The organism is Candidatus Palauibacter sp. (assembly GCF_965237495.1).
Taxonomy (GTDB): domain Bacteria; phylum Gemmatimonadota; class Gemmatimonadetes; order Palauibacterales; family Palauibacteraceae; genus Palauibacter.
On sequence record NZ_OZ250143.1, the window covers coordinates 431,475 to 449,756 of the forward strand.

At 69.0% G+C, this 18,282-nt stretch carries 11 protein-coding genes; 7 read left to right on the top strand and 4 right to left on the bottom strand.

Annotated features, from left to right (window positions below):
• The first annotated feature begins 13 nt into the window (after positions 1-13).
• A complete protein-coding gene (locus ACPXY0_RS01825) occupies positions 14-1,024 on the top strand; it encodes a hypothetical protein (protein WP_423927917.1) in 1,011 nt (336 codons plus the stop codon).
• A gap of 44 nt (positions 1,025-1,068) precedes the next feature.
• Here the strand turns inward: ACPXY0_RS01825 and dapB are convergent, their stop codons facing one another.
• The 3 genes from dapB to ACPXY0_RS01840 all read right to left on the bottom strand — a co-directional run bounded on the left by dapB (position 1,069) and on the right by ACPXY0_RS01840 (position 2,577).
• Positions 1,069-1,863 (bottom strand): 4-hydroxy-tetrahydrodipicolinate reductase, encoded by a 795-nt coding sequence (gene dapB / locus ACPXY0_RS01830; RefSeq protein ID WP_423927919.1) that lies wholly within the window; start codon positions 1,861-1,863, stop codon positions 1,069-1,071.
• A gap of 79 nt (positions 1,864-1,942) precedes the next feature.
• Positions 1,943-2,437 carry a type II toxin-antitoxin system VapC family toxin gene (locus ACPXY0_RS01835; protein ID WP_423930539.1) on the bottom strand — a complete coding sequence of 165 codons (495 nt, stop codon included), beginning with the start codon at positions 2,435-2,437 and terminating at the stop codon, positions 1,943-1,945.
• Positions 2,350-2,577 (bottom strand): CopG family transcriptional regulator, encoded by a 228-nt coding sequence (locus ACPXY0_RS01840; protein WP_419943606.1) that lies wholly within the window; start codon positions 2,575-2,577, stop codon positions 2,350-2,352. Before ACPXY0_RS01840 ends, ACPXY0_RS01835 begins: the two co-directional genes overlap by 88 nt.
• A gap of 129 nt (positions 2,578-2,706) precedes the next feature.
• Here ACPXY0_RS01840 and ACPXY0_RS01845 point away from each other — a divergent pair, with 129 nt between their 5' ends.
• From ACPXY0_RS01845 to ACPXY0_RS01870, 6 genes are all read left to right on the top strand, one after another.
• The gene (locus ACPXY0_RS01845; protein WP_423927921.1) at positions 2,707-3,852 is read left to right on the top strand and encodes a N(4)-(beta-N-acetylglucosaminyl)-L-asparaginase; all 1,146 of its coding nucleotides are present in this window, start codon (positions 2,707-2,709) and stop codon (positions 3,850-3,852) included.
• Positions 3,853-4,112: 260 nt separating this feature from the next.
• Complete coding sequence (locus tag ACPXY0_RS01850) at positions 4,113-6,272, top strand: Ig-like domain-containing protein (RefSeq protein WP_423927923.1); 2,160 nt, start codon at positions 4,113-4,115, stop codon at positions 6,270-6,272.
• Positions 6,245-7,222, top strand: coding sequence for an Ig-like domain-containing protein (locus ACPXY0_RS01855; RefSeq protein WP_423927925.1), 978 nt, complete (start codon positions 6,245-6,247; stop codon positions 7,220-7,222). Before ACPXY0_RS01850 ends, ACPXY0_RS01855 begins: the two co-directional genes overlap by 28 nt.
• A 158-nt stretch (positions 7,223-7,380) precedes the next feature.
• Positions 7,381-10,440, top strand: a complete 3,060-nt coding sequence (locus ACPXY0_RS01860) for an Ig-like domain-containing protein (RefSeq protein WP_423927927.1) — start codon at positions 7,381-7,383, stop codon at positions 10,438-10,440.
• Between the two features lie 335 nt (positions 10,441-10,775).
• Positions 10,776-13,703: an Ig-like domain-containing protein gene (locus ACPXY0_RS01865; protein WP_423927929.1), complete on the top strand. Its 2,928-nt coding sequence runs from the start codon at positions 10,776-10,778 to the stop codon at positions 13,701-13,703.
• 93 nt (positions 13,704-13,796) lie between these two features.
• On the top strand, positions 13,797-17,198 hold the full coding sequence (locus ACPXY0_RS01870) for an Ig-like domain-containing protein (RefSeq protein WP_423927931.1): 3,402 nt from the start codon (positions 13,797-13,799) through the stop codon (positions 17,196-17,198).
• Here the strand turns inward: ACPXY0_RS01870 and ACPXY0_RS01875 are convergent.
• Entirely contained in the window at positions 17,195-18,163 is a 969-nt protein-coding gene (locus tag ACPXY0_RS01875; RefSeq protein WP_423927933.1) for an aldo/keto reductase, read from the bottom strand. The genes ACPXY0_RS01870 and ACPXY0_RS01875 overlap by 4 nt on opposite strands.
• Positions 18,164-18,282: the final 119 nt, after the last annotated feature.

Consider the following 18,282-nt stretch of genomic DNA (forward strand, 5'->3'; position numbering starts at 1 on the left):
AAGGGTGTGACGAATGATCCAGACGAAGGCGGTGGCGTTCTGTGTGTTCGCGCTTTCGACGATAGCGGGCTGTGCGCCGGGAGATGAGGCGGGCGCCCAGCCCAGCGGCGACACGGAGTCGGTCGTATTCCCGTCCGATCCTCCCGATGGACCGATGCCCGAGATCGGGCCGGTACCCGAGGGCTACACGCCCACGGCCGCGGGATCACCCTCCACAGACATCTGGATGGCGGCGCTGGTCCGTGACGGCGGCACGTTGTCCGTCCCCGACCTGGGGCGGGGGACGGATCGGGACGGCTACGACAACCAGCCGAGTTTCCTGCTCGACGGGTCGGCGATCCTCCATACATCGGCGGTGGACCGGACGCAGACCGAAATCATGCGGCTCTCGGCACCCGGCGAGTCGGAACGCGTGACGCAGACGAGCGACGTGAGCGAGTTCTCGGCGCTCCAGATCCCGGGGCAGGACGCCTTCTCCGCGATTCACGAGATCCGGGGCAAGCAGTACCTGTGGCGCTACGACCTGTCCGGCGAACCGCTCGGACCGATCTTCGCCACCGCCGAGCCCGTTGGCTACCACGCGTGGGCCAACGAGCACGTCGTCGCGATGTTCATCCTCGGCAACCCGCCCACGCTCCAGGTCGGCGACGCGATCACCGGCGAAATCGGCGTCGTCGCCGAGCGCCCGGGACGGTCCATCCACCGGATTCCGGGGACGGAGGAGATCTCCTTCGTGCGCAAGGTCTCGGACGAGGAGTGGTGGATCGAGCGCTTCGACCCGGCGGACGGCACGGCGGAGTCAGAGCGGATCGCCCGAACGCTGCCCGGCCGCGAAGACTACGCCTGGACGCCCGAGGGCGAGATCCTGATGGGTGACGGATCGAAGCTCTACGCCTGGTCGCCGTCCTCGGACTGGTCGGAGATCGCCGACTTCTCCGCGCTCGGCGTCGCGGGTATCACCCGCCTCGCGGTGAGTCCCGCGGGCGACCGGATCGCGATCGTCGCCAACAGGCCGGGCGGCTGAGACGTTCCCGCGGGAACGTCCCGGCCTCGCCACCGCCCCGGCTGTCAGGCTGGGGAGGACGGCGGGTCGAACAGCAGGCGGTCGAGTCCCTGCGTGAGTCCCACCCGCTCCGGCGCCAGTCGCGCGGCCAGGAGCGTGCCGCCGACGTAGGGTTCGGCGCTCGACCCCGCGTCGTGCCGGATCGTGAGCCGTTCGCCGGGGAGCCCGAAGATCGATTCCACGGAAATGACGTAGCTGGGTAGCCGGAGGGAGTGTACCTGCGCACCCCCGATCGTGGCCCCGCGCGCTTCCCGTGAACCGATGGTCTCGTCCACCGGCCTCGCGAATTCGTTTGCCGCGACCGTCCCCAGGAACTCCGCCAGTTCCTGCGCGGTGCCGCTGGGGGCGTCGGGTTTGGCCGCCGAGGCCATGTCGATGATCTCCCAGTGCGGCACATGCCGCGCCGCGATCCCGGAAAAGTGCTTCAGCAGCGCCGCCGTGATCGAGAAGTTGCCCGCGGCGATCACCCCGACGCCGCGCTCGCGGGCCGCCTCGTCGATCTCGGCGTAGTCCTGCGTCGTGAGCCCCGACGTTCCGACGACCGCGGCCACTCCCGCTTCGATCGCGACCATCACGTTCTCGTAGACGGCCGTCGGGTGCGTGTAGTCGATGTAGACATCCGTCGGTGCCGCGAGCGCGTCGCGCACGTCGGGGGCGATCCGGACCACCCCGACGGTATCACCGGCGGCCTGCCGAGTCACTGCCCCCGTGAGTTCGAACTCCTCCGACGCCAGGACAGCCGCGACGATGCTCTCGCCTGTCCAGCCGGTCGCCCCGCCCACGCAAACCCGAATGCTCATGTTCGCTCCAGTCTCTCGTCGACTCTCCCGACGACGCCGACGTTCCCGCGGGAACGTATCGCGCGCGGACCCATGCCGGTCATGATCGGGGAAAGATCTCCGCCCCGGTGAGGCCGAGGTGATGGTCCGTGGCCCACGCAGTCCTGATGTCATGCTGTTCCATCAGGGCGAGGCTGGAAGCGTCCACATAGGTCAGCCGCGCCCCCCGCAGGCGGTCCAGCAGACGGCGAGTCTCATGGTGTAGAGGGACGGTCGCCTCCAGCACGACGAGACCGTCCAGGTTTTCCAGGAAACGGCGGCATCCCCGGGCTGGCTCCTCGCCGTGGCGGTGCAGGAACCACGAATAGGCCTCTGACCAGACAAACAGGGACGTGTGCCACTGCGGGGTGGGGCCGCCGAACAGGGCGCGCGCCTGGCGGTGGTACTGGTCATGCCGGTTGAGGGCCGCGATCAGAATCCCGGTATCGAGGAAGACCTTCCGACCCTTCAGGGGGATGCGCGCCCGTAGAGGACCTCGTCGACCGTCGTGCTGTCGTGCGGCTGGCCATCGAACATGCCCACGTATTCCATCCAGGGCTTGCGCCGGGGCTTCCTCGAGAGGGTTTCGGCCAGACTTCTCCTGCACAACTCGGCAAACGAGATGCCCTCCCTCCGAGCCGCCTGCTTCGCCCGCTCGTAGAGTTCCCGGTCCACCGAAATCTGCGTTCGAATCATCTCGGGAGTCTCATTGTGTTGTCTATATGTTATTGCTGTCGTGTATCATGATAACACTCGGTCCGGCCAGCCACCATTCGGAAATGGTATGTTGTGGGGCCACGCCCCCCGTGAAGCGAGGATGAGAGCATGAGCATGGATCGTCGAGACTTCGTTCGGACCTCCGCGGCCGGCCTCGCCGCCGTGGCCGCGCCCGCCGCTCTGGCCGCGGAAACTCGCCCCGAGCGCGCAGCCTCCCGCTCCGGCGCGCCCGCCATCCAACGCTCCCGGGCCACGCGACCGGTCGTCATCTCCGACCTCAGCGGGATCCGCTTCACGAACGGCGGGCCCGAGAGTTCCGTCGAGCGCGCCTTCCGGGGGATCACCGAGGGCGAGGACGTGCTCGACGCCCTCATCGCGGGCGTGAATATTCCCGAACTCGACCCCACCGAAATGGGGATCGGCTACGGCGGACTCCCCAACGCGGACGGCGTCGTCCAACTCGACGCCTGCTGCATGCACGGACCCCGTCGCTGGGCCGGAGGCGTCGCCGCGCTCGAGGGCGTTCGCACTCCCTCGCTCGTCGCGAAGGCGGTCGCCGAACTCACCGACCACCATCTGCTCGTCGGCGCCGGAGCGCAGGCGTTCGCCCGCCAGCTGGGGTTCGAGATCGAGGAAGACCTCAATACGGACGAATCGCGCGCACTATGGCTCGAATGGCGCCGCCGCGTCGACCCCGGCCACTGGCTCGACCCCCGCAAGCGCCTCGATGCCGGCCTCGCCATGGTCGACGAGGGACTCATCCCGGCCCATTCGTTCCGGGGCACGACGAACTGCGACGCGGTGAACGCGGACGGCGACATCTGCGGCGTGACCACCACGAGCGGGCTCTCGTGGAAGATCCCCGGCCGCACCGGCGACTCGCCGATCCTCGGTGCCGGGCTGTACGTGGACAACGACGTCGGCGCGGTCGGCTCGACGGGTCGGGGCGAGGCGAACCTCTACAATCTCTCGTCCTTCCTCGCGGTGGAGTTCATGCGCCAGGGGATGAGCCCGCTCGACGCCGGCATGGCGACCCTCGAGCGGATCAAGTCCAACACGATCGAGCGGAGACTCCTCAACGCCCGCGGCCTGCCGAACTTCGACGTCCGCTTCTTCCTCCTCAACAAACGGGGAGAGACGACGGGCGTCGCCATGTACGGCTCCGCCGAGACGCACTACGCCGTCTGCACGGACAACGGGGCTGAGGAACGCCCCTTCGAGGGTCTCTTGGAGGGCTCCCCCCGAGACGGATAGTTAGTTGGCGGATGTAGCTGGGCGCCGGCCCCCAGCAGCCGTGCCCAGACTCCGCTGCAGCCGGTGAGTTAGGTAGTAGGTCGGCCTCCTCCTGCGCGCTTGCTCGCGAGGACGATGCTTTGAGGCCTCTCTGCTGCGTCGGCCCCCCCGTTTTGGAGGCGCAGCCCTCATCCTCGCCTACTAGTCTCAAATCTTGGGAATTTATACCCAAGTCGGGAAACCGGGACCGCCCAATGACTTCCCACACGGAGACAGCGACCATGAGCATACGAACATCCATCAAGCCGAGGCTTCAGAGGGCTGTGGAATGTCGATACCGACACCTGTTGACGGCGTCGCTACTGCTCGTGTTTCTCGGCGGGATTTCCTCGTGCGGAGGAGACGGGACAACGGACCCGCCACCCCCGCCGCCACCACCACCACCGGTGGCACCGGTGGCGGTCGGCTCGATCCCGGCGCAGGTCCTCACAGCGGGACAGGCCGTCACGGTGGATGTGACCCCCTTCTTCAGCGATCCGGATGGGGGGACCCTGACGTACACCGCCACCTCGTCGGACGACGGCGTGGTGTCTGTCTCGCTGTCGGGGAGCAACCTGACGGTGACGGCGGTGGCGGCGGGGACGGCGACGGTGACGGTGACGGCGACCGACCCCGACGGCCTCACCGCGACGCAGAGCGCGGGAGTGACGGTGGAGGCGGCCAACCAGGCGCCTGAGGCCGTGGGGGCGATTCCTCCGCGGACGATGACGGCCGGCCAGACGGTGACGGTGGACGTGTCTTCCTTCTTCAGCGATCCGGACGGGGACGAACTGACGTACACGGTCGAGTCGAGCGACGCGGACGTGCTGACCGCGAGCATGTCCGGGAGCAGCCTGACGGCAACGGCGGTGGCGGCGGGGACGGCGACGGTGACGGTGACGGCGGCCGACCCGGACGGCCTGACGGCTATGCAGAGCGTGGAGGTGACGGTCGAGGCGGCGAATCAGGCGCCGGAGGCCGTGGGGGCGATTCCTCCGCAGGCGATGACGGCCGGCGACGAAGTGACCGTGGATGTGACCTCCTTCTTCAGCGATCCGGACGGGGACGAGCTGACGTACACGGCGGAGTCGAGCGACGCGGCCGTGGTTGCGGTCAGCGTGTCGGGGAGCAGCCTGACGGTGACGGCGGTGGCGGCGGGGACGGCGACGGTGACGGTGACGGCGGCCGACCCGGACGGCCTGACGGCGACGCAGAGCGCGGAGGTGACGGTCGAGGCGGCGAACCAGGCGCCTGAGGCCGTGGGGGCGATTCCTCCGCAGGCGATGACGGCCGGCGATGAAATGACCGTGGATGTGACTCCGTTCTTCAGCGACCCGGACGGGGACGAACTGACGTACACGGCGGAGTCGAGCGACGCGGCCGTGGTTGCGGTCAGCGTGTCGGGGAGCAGCCTGACGGTGACGGCGGTGGTGGCGGGGACGGCGACGGTGACGGTGACGGCCGCCGACCCGGGCGGCCTGATGGCGACGCAGAGCGCCGAGGTAACGGTCGAGGCGGCGAACCAGGCGCCCGAGGCGGTGGGGACGATTCCCTCGCAGTCGCTGACCGAGGGCGACGAAGTGACCGTCGATGTGTCCTCCTTCTTCAGCGATCCGGACGGGGACGAACTGACGTACACGGCGGAGTCGAGCGACGCGGCCGTGGTCGCCGTCAGCCTGTCGGGCAGCAGCCTGACGGTTACGGCGGTGGCGGTGGGTACGGCGACGGTGACGGTTACGGCGGCGGACCCGGAGGGCCTGACCGCGACGCAGAGCGCGGCAGTGGCCGTCGGGCAGGCCAACCAGGCGCCTGAGGCGCTGGGGTCGATTCCCGCGCAGACGATGACCGAGGGCGACGCCGTGACCCTGGACGTGTCCTCCTTCTTCAGCGACCCGGAAGGAGAGGAACTGACGTACACGGCGGAGTCGAGCGACGCGGACGCGGTCACCGCCGGCATGGAGGGCAGCAGCCTGACGGTAACGGCGGTGGCGGTGGGTACGGCGACGGTGACGGTGACGGCGGCGGACCCGGAGGGCCTGACCGCGGCGCAGAGCGCGGAGGTGACCGTGGAGGCGCCCAACCAGGCGCCCGAGGCGGTGGGGGCGATTCCGGCGCGGGCGATGACGGAGGGCGACGAAGTGGTCGTGGATGTGTCCCCATTCTTCAGCGATCCGGACGGGGACGAACTGACCTACACGGCGGAGTCGAGCGACGCGGCCGTGGTTGCCGCGAGCGTCGAGGGCAGCAGCCTGACGGTGACGGCGGTGTCGGTGGGGACGGCGACGGTGACGGTGACGGCCGCCGACCCGGAGGGCCTGACCGCGGCGCAGAGCGCGGAGGTGACCGTGGAGGCGGCCACCAGGCGCCCGAGGCGGTGGGGGCGATTCCGGCGCGGGCGATGACCGAGGGCGACGAAGTGGTGGTGGATGTGTCTTCGTTCTTCAGCGACCCGGACGGGGACGAACTGACGTACACGGCGGAGTCGAGCGACGCGGCCGTGGTCGCCGTCGGCGTCGAAGGAAGCAGCGTGACGGTCACGGCGGTGGCGGAAGGATCCGCGACGGTGACGGTGACGGCGGCCGATCCCGATGGCCTGACCGCGACCCAGAGCGCGGACGTGATGGTCGAAGCCCGCACCGGATTCCGGGATGACTTCGACTCGGACGCCAGCCTGGACGATTGGGAGATCAGCAACGGCGAAGCCGAGATAGAGGATGGCCTTCTCCGCGTGATCAACAATACCGCCTATCTGTTGGGGATCGCGGAACGCGAGGTCGACCCCATACTGACTGACTGGACGATCCGGGTCAGGATGGGCCGAGCCGCAGACGACGGAACGGTGCGGGTGTATTGGTTCACGGAAGACGATGATTTCCCTGCCTATGGTGTCAGCCTGGGGCCCGCCGATGAGGACAACTACAGGTTCCTCCAGTTTGACGCGACCGTGGCCGAGCCAACGTGGTTCTTCTTCGGGAGTCTGAGCGGTGACTCGGACGCCGTCCGGGACGGACCAGGTGAGTTCACGGACCTCACGATCGGAAAGGACGGCGAAGAGATCTTCCTGGCGGCGGGAGACACGGAACTCTGGAGATTTACGCCGACTAGCGACCCATCCCCCAATTCGCTGCGCAGGGTGAGCAGTATCTGGTTGGCGGGTGTGGGCGACGGCGGCTCAACACAGCTCTTCGATTGGATCGACGTGACCGGTACGGAGAGCGGCGCGGACATGTCGGACGGGGCGGGAGCCGCCCGAAGAATCGATCTCGTGCGCGACGCCCTTGAGGCTTCCGCTCGGAATCCGATCCGGCGGGACAGCCCTGCCGGAACCCGCAGAAACAGGAACGAACGCTAAGGCCGGAACTTTGACGCCACCTCTGTAGCTGGAGCCAGGACGTAGCCCGGCTGCAGAGGGTTGGGTCGCGGAAGCGACTTCACGGACTGGCGGCGGCCGCGGTTGTGTGGGCCGCCGCCTGCGGAGACGCGGAGCCGGACGTTACCGGTCCGACTCCCGTGCGAAACCGGGCGCCGCAGGCGGTAGGGACGATCCCCGAGCAGACGCTGTCCGTCGGGGAAGCGGCAACGGTGGAGCTGTCGTCCTACTTCAGCGACCCGGATGGCGACGCCCTCTCCTACACGGCGGCTTCATCCAACGCCGCAGTCGCCGGAGTTTCGGTGTCGGGCAGTTCCGTGGTGGTCACCGCGTTCGCCAGGGGCGCGGTGACCGTCACGGTGACGGCCCGCGATCCACAGGGTCTGCTCGCGCAGCAGCGTTTCCAGCTGACGGTGCCGAACCGGGCGCCGGAGGCGGCGGACGCGATCCCCGCCCGGACCGTGTTCGCGGGCCAGACGGCTTCCGTGGACGCGTCCGCCTACTTTCGTGACCCGGACGGCGACCCGCTCACCTACACGGCGGTGTCGTCGAATCCCGAGGTGGCGACGGCCACGGTCGCCGCGGCGACGATCACGATCCGGGCCGTGACCTCGGGCGTTGCGACCATCACGGTGAGCGCGAGCGATCCGGAGGGGGGCGCGGCTCAGCAGACGGTTCAGGTGATCGTGCCGAACCGGGAGCCGCAGGCGGTGGGGACGATCCCCGAGCAGACGCTGTCGGTCGGGGAGACGGCGATGGTGAACGTATCGTCCTACTTCAGCGACCCGGACGGCGACACCCTCTCCTACACGGCGGCTTCTTCGAACGCCGGAGTCGCCGGAGTTTCGGTGTCAGGCAGTTCCGTGGTGGTCAGCGCGCTCACGAGAGGCGTCGTGACCGTCACCGTGACGGCGCACGATCCACGGGGGCTGGCCGCGCAGCAGCGTTTCCAGCTGACGGTGCCGAACCGGGCGCCCGAGGCGGTGGACGCGATCCCCGCCCAGACCGTGTTCGCGGGCCAGACGGCATCGGTGGACGCGTCCATCTACTTTCGTGACCCGGACGGCGACCCGCTCACCTACACGGCGACCTCGTCGAATCCCGAGGTGGCGACGGCCACGGTCGCGGCGGCGATGATAACGATTCGAGCCGTAGCCTCGGGCGTTGCGGTCGTTACGGTGAGCGCGAGCGATCCGGATGGCGGCGCGGCGCGGCAGACGGTTCAGGTGACGGTGCCGAACCGTGCGCCCGAGGCGGTGGGAGCGATCCCCGAGCGGACGCTGTCGGTCGGGGAAACGGGCACGGTGGACGTCTCTTCCTATTTCAGCGACCCTGACGGCGACACCCTTTCCTACACGGCGGCGTCATCGAACGCCGGGGTCGCCGAGGCCTCGGTGTCGGGCAGTTCCGTCGTGATCACCGCGCTCGCGAGAGGCGTCGTGACCGTCACCGTGACGGCGCACGATCCACGGGGGCTGGCCGCGCAGCAGCGTTTCCAGCTGACGGTGCCGAACCGGGTGCCCGAGGCGGTGGACGCGATCCCCGCCCAGACAGTGTTCGCGGGCCAGGCGGCATCCGTGGACGCGTCCCTCTACTTCCGCGACCCGGACGGGGACCCGCTCACGTACACGGCGATGTCGTCGAATGCCGAGGTCGCGACGGCCACGGTCGCGGCGGCGACGGTAACGATTCGAGCCATAGCCTCGGGCGTTGCGACCGTCACGGTGAACGCAAGCGATCCTGCTGGCGGTGCGGCGCAGCAGACGGTTCAGGTGGCGGTGCCGAACCGGGCGCCGGAAGCGGTGGGCGAGATCCCCGCTCGGACCGTGTCCGCCGGGGAGACGGCGGCGGTGGACATGTCTCCGTACTTCAGCGACCCGGACGGGGACGAACTCTCGTACACGGCGGCATCATCGAACGCCGGGGTCGTCGTCGCCGAGGTGTCGGGCGATTCCGTTGTGGTCACCTCGCTCGCGAGGGGCGTGGCGACCGTTACGGTAACGGCGCGCGATCCACGGGGTCTGGCCGCGCAGCAGCGCTTCCAGGTGACCGTCGCGAACCGGGCGCCCGAGGCGGTAGGCGAGATTCCCGCGCAGGCTGTGTCCGCGGGCGAGACGGCGACGGTGGATGTGTCTCCGTATTTCCGCGAACCGGACGGGGACGCCCTTTCCTACACCGCGTCCTCATCGAACGCCGGGGTTGCCCGGGCCGAGGTGTCCGGCAGTTCGGTCGTGGTCAGCGCGCTCGCGGGGGGCATGGCGACCGTCACGGTGACGGCACGCGATCCGGGAGGCCTGAGCGTCTCGTCCTCGTTCGGCGTCAGCGTCTCCGAACAGCGATTCCAGATCGAACTCGTGTTCGCCACCTCCATGACCCGGGCCCAGAGGGCGGCCTTCGTGCGGGCGGCCGAGCGCTGGATGACAGTCCTGGCTCCGACGGAACTCCCCGACGCGCGGGTCAACCGAACCCTGGATTGCGATGACGATCCGAGATTCGAGCGATATGTGGAGACGATCGACGACCTCATGATCATAGCGGCGGTTGCCGAGATCGATGGTCCGGGTGGGACCTTGGCACAAGCCGGCTGGTGCTGGGCGCGGAGTGGGACCCTGTTGCCCTTCTATGGCCTCATGGAGTTCGACGTGGCCGACCTCGAATTGCTCGAGCGACGCGGCACCCTGGAGGACGTGGTCCTTCACGAAATGGGGCACGTGCTGGGGATCGGCACGATCTGGAGTCGTCTGGGGCTGCTCCGCGACCCGGCCTCGGAGACGGAGGCCCCGGATACTCACTTCACGGGCCCGCTGGCCATCGAAGCGTTCGACGAGGCGGGCGGCACGGGATATCGAGGCGCCAAGGTGCCGGTGGAGAACATGGGCGGCCCGGGATCGCGCAACGCGCATTGGCGAGAAACGGTCCTGAGGACGGAACTCATGACCCCCAGCGTAAGGATAGGGGGTTCCAGTCCGTTGAGTGCGATTACCATCCAGTCGCTGGCGGACCTCGGCTACTCGGTCGATACGACGGTGGCCGACCCTTACCGGATTCCCGACGCCGACGCCGCGAGGGACATCGATCCAGGCCGGCTGATTCCGTACGGTGACGACATCTGGAGAGGTCCCGTCGTCATCGTCGACCCGGACGGACGGATCGTGCGCGTGATCCCGGGTTCGAACAGCGGCGATCGCCGCAGGTTCTAGCGGTGGTAGTTGGGCGTCGGCCCCCTGAGCCGCCGCGCCCAGACCCCGCTTCCGTTTCTCTTCCCCCCTCTCCTTTATCCCCCCTATTTCGGGGGGCGCGACGCGACCCTACCTTGACGAATTCCGGTCCCGTCCGGGGACCGGAGCGCTAATGACTCGAGGGGGATGCATACATGGGCAGCAAGGGGATCGTAACCGCACGGCGTTTTCGGCCACAGCCGAGAGTACTCGGCGCGTCGTTGTTCTTGGCGGCTCTCGCGGGGATTTCCTCGTGCGGAGGAGACGGGACAACGGACCCGCCACCCCCGCCGCCACCACCGCCACCGGTGGCACCGGTGGCGGTCGGCTCGATCCCGGCGCAGGTCCTCACAGCGGGACAGGCCGTCACGGTGGATGTGACCCCCTTCTTCAGCGATCCGGATGGGGGGACCCTGACGTACACCGCCACCTCGTCGGACGACGGCGTGGTGTCTGTCTCGCTGTCGGGGAGCAACCTGACGGTGACGGCGGTGGCGGCGGGGACGGCGACGGTGACGGTGACGGCGACCGACCCCGACGGCCTCACCGCGACGCAGACCGCGGGAGTGACGGTGGAGGCGGCCAACCAGGCGCCTGAGGCCGTGGGGGCGATTCCTCCGCGGACGATGACGGCCGGCCAGACGGTGACGGTGGACGTGTCTTCCTTCTTCAGCGATCCGGACGGGGACGAACTGACGTACACGGTCGAGTCGAGCGACGCGGACGTGCTGACCGCGAGCATGTCCGGGAGCAGCCTGACGGCAACGGCGGTGGCGGCGGGGACGGCGACGGTGACGGTGACGGCGGCCGACCCGGACGGCCTGACGGCTATGCAGAGCGTGGAGGTGACGGTCGAGGCGGCGAATCAGGCGCCGGAGGCCGTGGGGGCGATTCCTCCGCAGGCGATGACGGCCGGCGACGAAGTGACCGTGGATGTGACCTCCTTCTTCAGCGATCCGGACGGGGACGAGCTGACGTACACGGCGGAGTCGAGCGACGCGGCCGTGGTTGCGGTCAGCGTGTCGGGGAGCAGCCTGACGGTGACGGCGGTGGCGGCGGGGACGGCGACGGTGACGGTGACGGCGGCCGACCCGGACGGCCTGACGGCGACGCAGAGCGCGGAGGTGACGGTCGAGGCGGCGAACCAGGCGCCTGAGGCCGTGGGGGCGATTCCTCCGCAGGCGATGACGGCCGGCGATGAAATGACCGTGGATGTGACTCCGTTCTTCAGCGACCCGGACGGGGACGAACTGACGTACACGGCGGAGTCGAGCGACGCGGCCGTGGTTGCGGTCAGCGTGTCGGGGAGCAGCCTGACGGTGACGGCGGTGGTGGCGGGGACGGCGACGGTGACGGTGACGGCCGCCGACCCGGGCGGCCTGATGGCGACGCAGAGCGCCGAGGTAACGGTCGAGGCGGCGAACCAGGCGCCCGAGGCGGTGGGGACGATTCCCTCGCAGTCGCTGACCGAGGGCGACGAAGTGACCGTCGATGTGTCCTCCTTCTTCAGCGATCCGGACGGGGACGAACTGACGTACACGGCGGAGTCGAGCGACGCGGCCGTGGTCGCCGTCAGCCTGTCGGGCAGCAGCCTGACGGTTACGGCGGTGGCGGTGGGTACGGCGACGGTGACGGTTACGGCGGCGGACCCGGAGGGCCTGACCGCGACGCAGAGCGCGGCAGTGGCCGTCGGGCAGGCCAACCAGGCGCCTGAGGCGCTGGGGTCGATTCCCGCGCAGACGATGACCGAGGGCGACGCCGTGACCCTGGACGTGTCCTCCTTCTTCAGCGACCCGGAAGGAGAGGAACTGACGTACACGGCGGAGTCGAGCGACGCGGACGCGGTCACCGCCGGCATGGAGGGCAGCAGCCTGACGGTAACGGCGGTGGCGGTGGGTACGGCGACGGTGACGGTGACGGCGGCGGACCCGGAGGGCCTGACCGCGGCGCAGAGCGCGGAGGTGACCGTGGAGGCGCCCAACCAGGCGCCCGAGGCGGTGGGGGCGATTCCGGCGCGGGCGATGACGGAGGGCGACGAAGTGGTCGTGGATGTGTCCCCATTCTTCAGCGATCCGGACGGGGACGAACTGACCTACACGGCGGAGTCGAGCGACGCGGCCGTGGTTGCCGCGAGCGTCGAGGGCAGCAGCCTGACGGTGACGGCGGTGTCGGTGGGGACGGCGACGGTGACGGTGACGGCCGCCGACCCGGAGGGCCTGACCGCGGCGCAGAGCGCGGAGGTGACCGTGGAGGCGGCCAACCAGGCGCCCGAGGCGGTGGGGGCGATTCCGGCGCGGGCGATGACCGAGGGCGACGAAGTGGTGGTGGATGTGTCTTCGTTCTTCAGCGACCCGGACGGGGACGAACTGACGTACACGGCGGAGTCGAGCGACGCGGCCGTGGTCGCCGTCGGCGTCGAAGGAAGCAGCGTGACGGTCACGGCGGTGGCGGAAGGATCCGCGACGGTGACGGTGACGGCGGCCGATCCCGATGGCCTGACCGCGACCCAGAGCGCGGACGTGATGGTCGAAGCCCGCACCGGATTCCGGGATGACTTCGACTCGGATGCCAGCCTGGACGATTGGACACTCTACAGCACCGCCGCGGAGGTGGTCGACGGGGTTCTACACTTGACCGGCACGGACGACAGACTCATTGGAACTGCAGATCGCGTGCTCGAAACCCCGGTGACGGAGTGGGCGCTCGGCACGAGAATGGCCCGGACCGCGGCCGACGAACTCGGGTTGGTGTATTGGGTAACCGGCCACGACCGATTCTCCCGCTTCAGGTTGGCGACTGGGGCCTTCAGCGATGGCGACAACTGGAAGCTGGGTTTCCGTGAGGAGCCATCCCGGGACTACTTCACGATCGGCCGGTTTCACGGCAACTCGGATGCCATCGCCGAAGAGGCGGGGGAATTCATGGACATTACTTTCTCGAGCCAGAACGGAGAATTCGTCCTTGTCGTGGGAGACACGGAGTTGTTCAGACTGGCAACCTCCGGAACCATCGATGGCGTTCCGGTGAGCGACTTCGTCGGCCGCGTGGAGGAAGTTTGGCTCGGGGTGGGTAGCGACGAGACCTCGCTCTTCGATTGGGTGGATTTGGCCGGTACCGAGATCGGCGGACGGATGGCGGATAGGCCGGAGGCGCCGGGAATCGGCTCTCTGCGTCGTACGAAAGACCTGGATCCGGCGCCGCTGGATATCCCGACCGAAGCCATCTCACTCAAGAAGGGCCGCTAACCGGGAATGGAGCGCTCCCGTCCACGCCACGGCGGGAGCGCGTCCCCTCTGCGAGGCGTGCGGTTCTCCTCGCGGAGACGAGCACGGGGCCTGATGGCGGTCGCCGTCGTGTGGGCCGCCGCCTGCGGAGACGCGGACCCGGACGTCACGGGTCCGACTCCCGTGCGAAACCGGGCGCCGCAGGCGGTAGGGACGATCCCCGAGCAGACGCCGTCCGTCGGGGAAGCGGCAACGGTGGAGCTGTCGTCCTACTTCAGCGACCCGGATGGCGACGCCCTCTCCTACACGGCGGCTTCATCCAACGCCGGGGTCGCCGGAGTTTCGGTGTCGGGCAGTTCCGTGGTGGTCACCGCGTTCGCCAGGGGCGCGGCGACCGTCACGGTGACGGCCCGCGACCCCCAGGGTCTGGTCGCGCAGCAGCGCTTCCAGGTGACGGTGCCGAACCGGGCGCCGGAGGCGGTGGACGCGATCCCCGCCCGGACCGTGTTCGCGGGCCAGACGGCATCCGTGGACGCGTCCGCCTACTTCCGTGACCCGGACGGCGACCCGCTCACCTACACGGCGACTTCGTCGAATCCCGAGGTGGCGACGACCACGGTCGCCGCGGCGACGATCACGATCCGGGCCGTGACCTCGGGCGTTGCGACCATCACGGTGAGCGCGAGCGATCCGGAGGGGGGCGCGGCTCAGCAGACGGTTCAGGTGATCGTGCCGAACCGGGAGCCGCAGGCGGTGGGGACGATCCCCGAGCGGACGCTGTCCGTCGGGGAAACGGCGACGGTGGACCTGTCGTCCTACTTCAGCGACCCGGACGGCGACACCCTCTCCTACACGGCGGCTTCTTCGAACGCCGGAGTCGCCGGAGTTTCGGTGTCAGGCAGTTCCGTGGTGGTCAGCGCGCTCGCGAGAGGCGTCGTGACCGTCACCGTGACGGCGCACGATCCACGGGGGCTGGGCGCGCAGCAGCGCTTCCAGCTTACGGTGCCGAACCAGGCGCCCGAGGCGGTGGACGCGATCCCCGCCCAGACCGTGTTCGCGGGCCGGACGGCATCGGTGGACGCGTCCATCTACTTCCGCGACCCGGACGGCGACCCGCTCACCTACACGGCGACCTCGTCGAATCCCGAGGTGGCGACGGCCACGGTCGCGGCGGCGATGATAACGATTCGAGCCGTAGCCTCGGGCGTTGCGGTCGTTACGGTGAGCGCGAGCGATCCGGATGGCGGCGCGGCGCGGCAGACGGTTCAGGTGACGGTGCCGAACCGTGCGCCCGAGGCGGTGGGAGCGATCCCCGAGCGGACGCTGTCGGTCGGGGAAACGGGCACGGTGGACGTCTCTTCCTATTTCAGCGACCCTGACGGCGACACCCTTTCCTACACGGCGGCGTCATCGAACGCCGGGGTCGCCGAGGCCTCGGTGTCGGGCAGTTCCGTCGTGATCACCGCGCTCGCGAGAGGCGTCGTGACCGTCACCGTGACGGCGCACGATCCACGGGGGCTGGCCGCGCAGCAGCGTTTCCAGCTGACGGTGCCGAACCGGGTGCCCGAGGCGGTGGACGCGATCCCCGCCCAGACAGTGTTCGCGGGCCAGGCGGCATCCGTGGACGCGTCCCTCTACTTCCGCGACCCGGACGGGGACCCGCTCACGTACACGGCGATGTCGTCGAATGCCGAGGTCGCGACGGCCACGGTCGCGGCGGCGACGGTAACGATTCGAGCCATAGCCTCGGGCGTTGCGACCGTCACGGTGAACGCAAGCGATCCTGCTGGCGGTGCGGCGCAGCAGACGGTTCAGGTGGCGGTGCCGAACCGGGCGCCGGAAGCGGTGGGCGAGATCCCCGCTCGGACCGTGTCCGCCGGGGAGACGGCGGCGGTGGACATGTCTCCGTACTTCAGCGACCCGGACGGGGACGAACTCTCGTACACGGCGGCATCATCGAACGCCGGGGTCGTCGTCGCCGAGGTGTCGGGCGATTCCGTTGTGGTCACCTCGCTCGCGAGGGGCGTGGCGACCGTTACGGTAACGGCGCGCGATCCACGGGGTCTGGCCGCGCAGCAGCGCTTCCAGGTGACCGTCGCGAACCGGGCGCCCGAGGCGGTAGGCGAGATTCCCGCGCAGGCTGTGTCCGCGGGCGAGACGGCGACGGTGGATGTGTCTCCGTATTTCCGCGAACCGGACGGGGACGCCCTTTCCTACACCGCGTCCTCATCGAACGCCGGGGTTGCCCGGGCCGAGGTGTCCGGCAGTTCGGTCGTGGTCAGCGCGCTCGCGGGGGGCATGGCGACCGTCACCGTGACGGCGCGCGACCCGCGGGGTCTGGCCGCGCAGCAGCGCTTCGAGGTGACGGTGCCGAGCCGGGCGCCCGAGGCGGTGGGCGCGATCCCCGCGCAGGCGGTCCCCATCGGCGGGACGGCGACGGTGGACCTGTCTCCGTACTTCAGCGACCCGGATGGAGACGAACTTTCCTACGATGCGGCTTCATCGAACACCGAGGTCGTCGAGGTCTCCGTGACCGGCAGTTCCGTTGTGGTCGCGGCGCGCGCGCGCCGCGTTGCGACCGTCACGGTGACGGCACGCGATCCGGGAGGCCTGAGCGTCTCGTCCTCGTTCGGCGTCAGCGTCTCCGAACAGCGATTCCAGATCGAACTCGTGTTCGCCACCTCCATGACCCGGGCCCAGAGGGCGGCCTTCGTGCGGGCGGCCGAGCGCTGGATGACAGTCCTGGCTCCGACGGAACTCCCCGACGCGCGGGTCAACCGAACCCTGGATTGCGATGACGATCCGAGATTCGAGCGATATGTGGAGACGATCGACGACCTCATGATCATAGCGGCGGTTGCCGAGATCGATGGTCCGGGTGGGACCCTGGCACAAGCCGGCTGGTGCTGGGCGCGGAGTGGGACCCTGTTGCCCTTCTATGGCCTCATGGAGTTCGACGTGGCCGACCTCGAATTGCTCGAGCGACGCGGCACCCTGGACGACGTGGTCCTTCACGAAATGGGGCACGTGCTGGGGATCGGCACGATCTGGAGTCGTCTGGGGCTGCTCCGCGACCCGGCCTCGGAGACGGAGGCCCCGGATACTCACTTCACGGGCCCGCTGGCCATCGAAGCGTTCGACGAGGCGGGCGGCACGGGATATCGAGGCGCCAAGGTGCCGGTGGAGAACATGGGCGGCCCGGGATCGCGCAACGCGCATTGGCGAGAAACGGTCCTGAGGACGGAACTCATGACCCCCAGCGTAAGGATAGGGGGTTCCAGTCCGTTGAGTGCGATTACCATCCAGTCGCTGGCGGACCTCGGCTACTCGGTCGATACGACGGTGGCCGACCCTTACCGGATTCCCGACGCCGACGCCGCGAGGGACATCGATCCAGGCCGGCTGATTCCGTACGGTGACGACATCTGGAGAGGTCCCGTCGTCATCGTCGACCCGGACGGACGGATCGTGCGCGTGATCCCGGGTTCGAACAGCGGCGATCGCCGCCGGTTCTAGCGGTTGTAGCTGGGCGTCGGCCCGCGAAGCCGCGCCCAGACCGCCTCACAGCCCGCGAGCACCTCTGCGCTGAGCGGTGGAGCCTCGAACGCGGCGAGGTTCTCCTCGAGGTGCTCGATTCGGGAGGCGCCGAGGATGATGCAGTCCGCCCCGTCCCGCGCGCGCAGCCAGCCCAGCGCCAGTTGTACCGGAGTGAGGCCCGCGTCGCCCGCGATCCCCTCGACCTCGGTCACGGCGTGGAAGTACTCGTCGTGCCAGAAGCGGTCCAGGTACATCCGGTTACCGTCGAACCGCGTGCCGGGTAGCGGTGCCTCGGGGCTCTGCTTGCCGGTGAGAAGTCCTCCCGCGAGCGGATTGTAGACGACGTTCGAGATCCCGTAGCGCTTCGTGAAGGGGAGGTATTCCTGCTCGATCCCGCGCGCCGCGAGGTTGTACATCGGCTGCGCGATCCACGGCTTCGCCCAGTCCTCCCGCTCGCAGATCGCGAACATCTCGCACATCTGCCACGCGCTGTAGTTCGAGGTCGCGGGATAGCGGATCAGTCCCTCTACCCGCAGTTCCTCGAGCGCGGCGAGACTTTCATCCATGGGCACGTCATAGTCGGGAAGGTGCAGATAATAGATGTCCAGATAGTCGGTCTTCAGCCGTCGCAGCGAGGCCTCGATCCCGCGCCGGATGGCGTCGCGCGACAGTCCGGTGTATTCGACGGGATCTCCCATCGGGTTCCGGACCTTGCTCGCGAGGACGATGTCCCGTCGCCGGTCTCCGAGGACTTCTCCGAGCACCTCCTCCGACCGACCGCCGTTGTAGACGTTCGCGGTGTCGAAGAAGTCCACGCCGCGCTCGAGGCACAGGTCGACCATCGCGCGAGCGCTGTCGACATCCGTCTGGGAGCCGAACGTCATCGTCCCCATGCATGCGCGGGACACTTCCAGGTCTGTGTTGGCGATTCTCCGTCTCTCCACGCGGCGTTCGTCTCCTCTGAGGGCGTGCGGGCGTGCGGGCGCCCCACTATACGAGGCGCGTACCGGTGCGAGCGAGCGCTTCCGTCTCCCGCCGCCATCCCCTTGAAACCTGCCCCCCG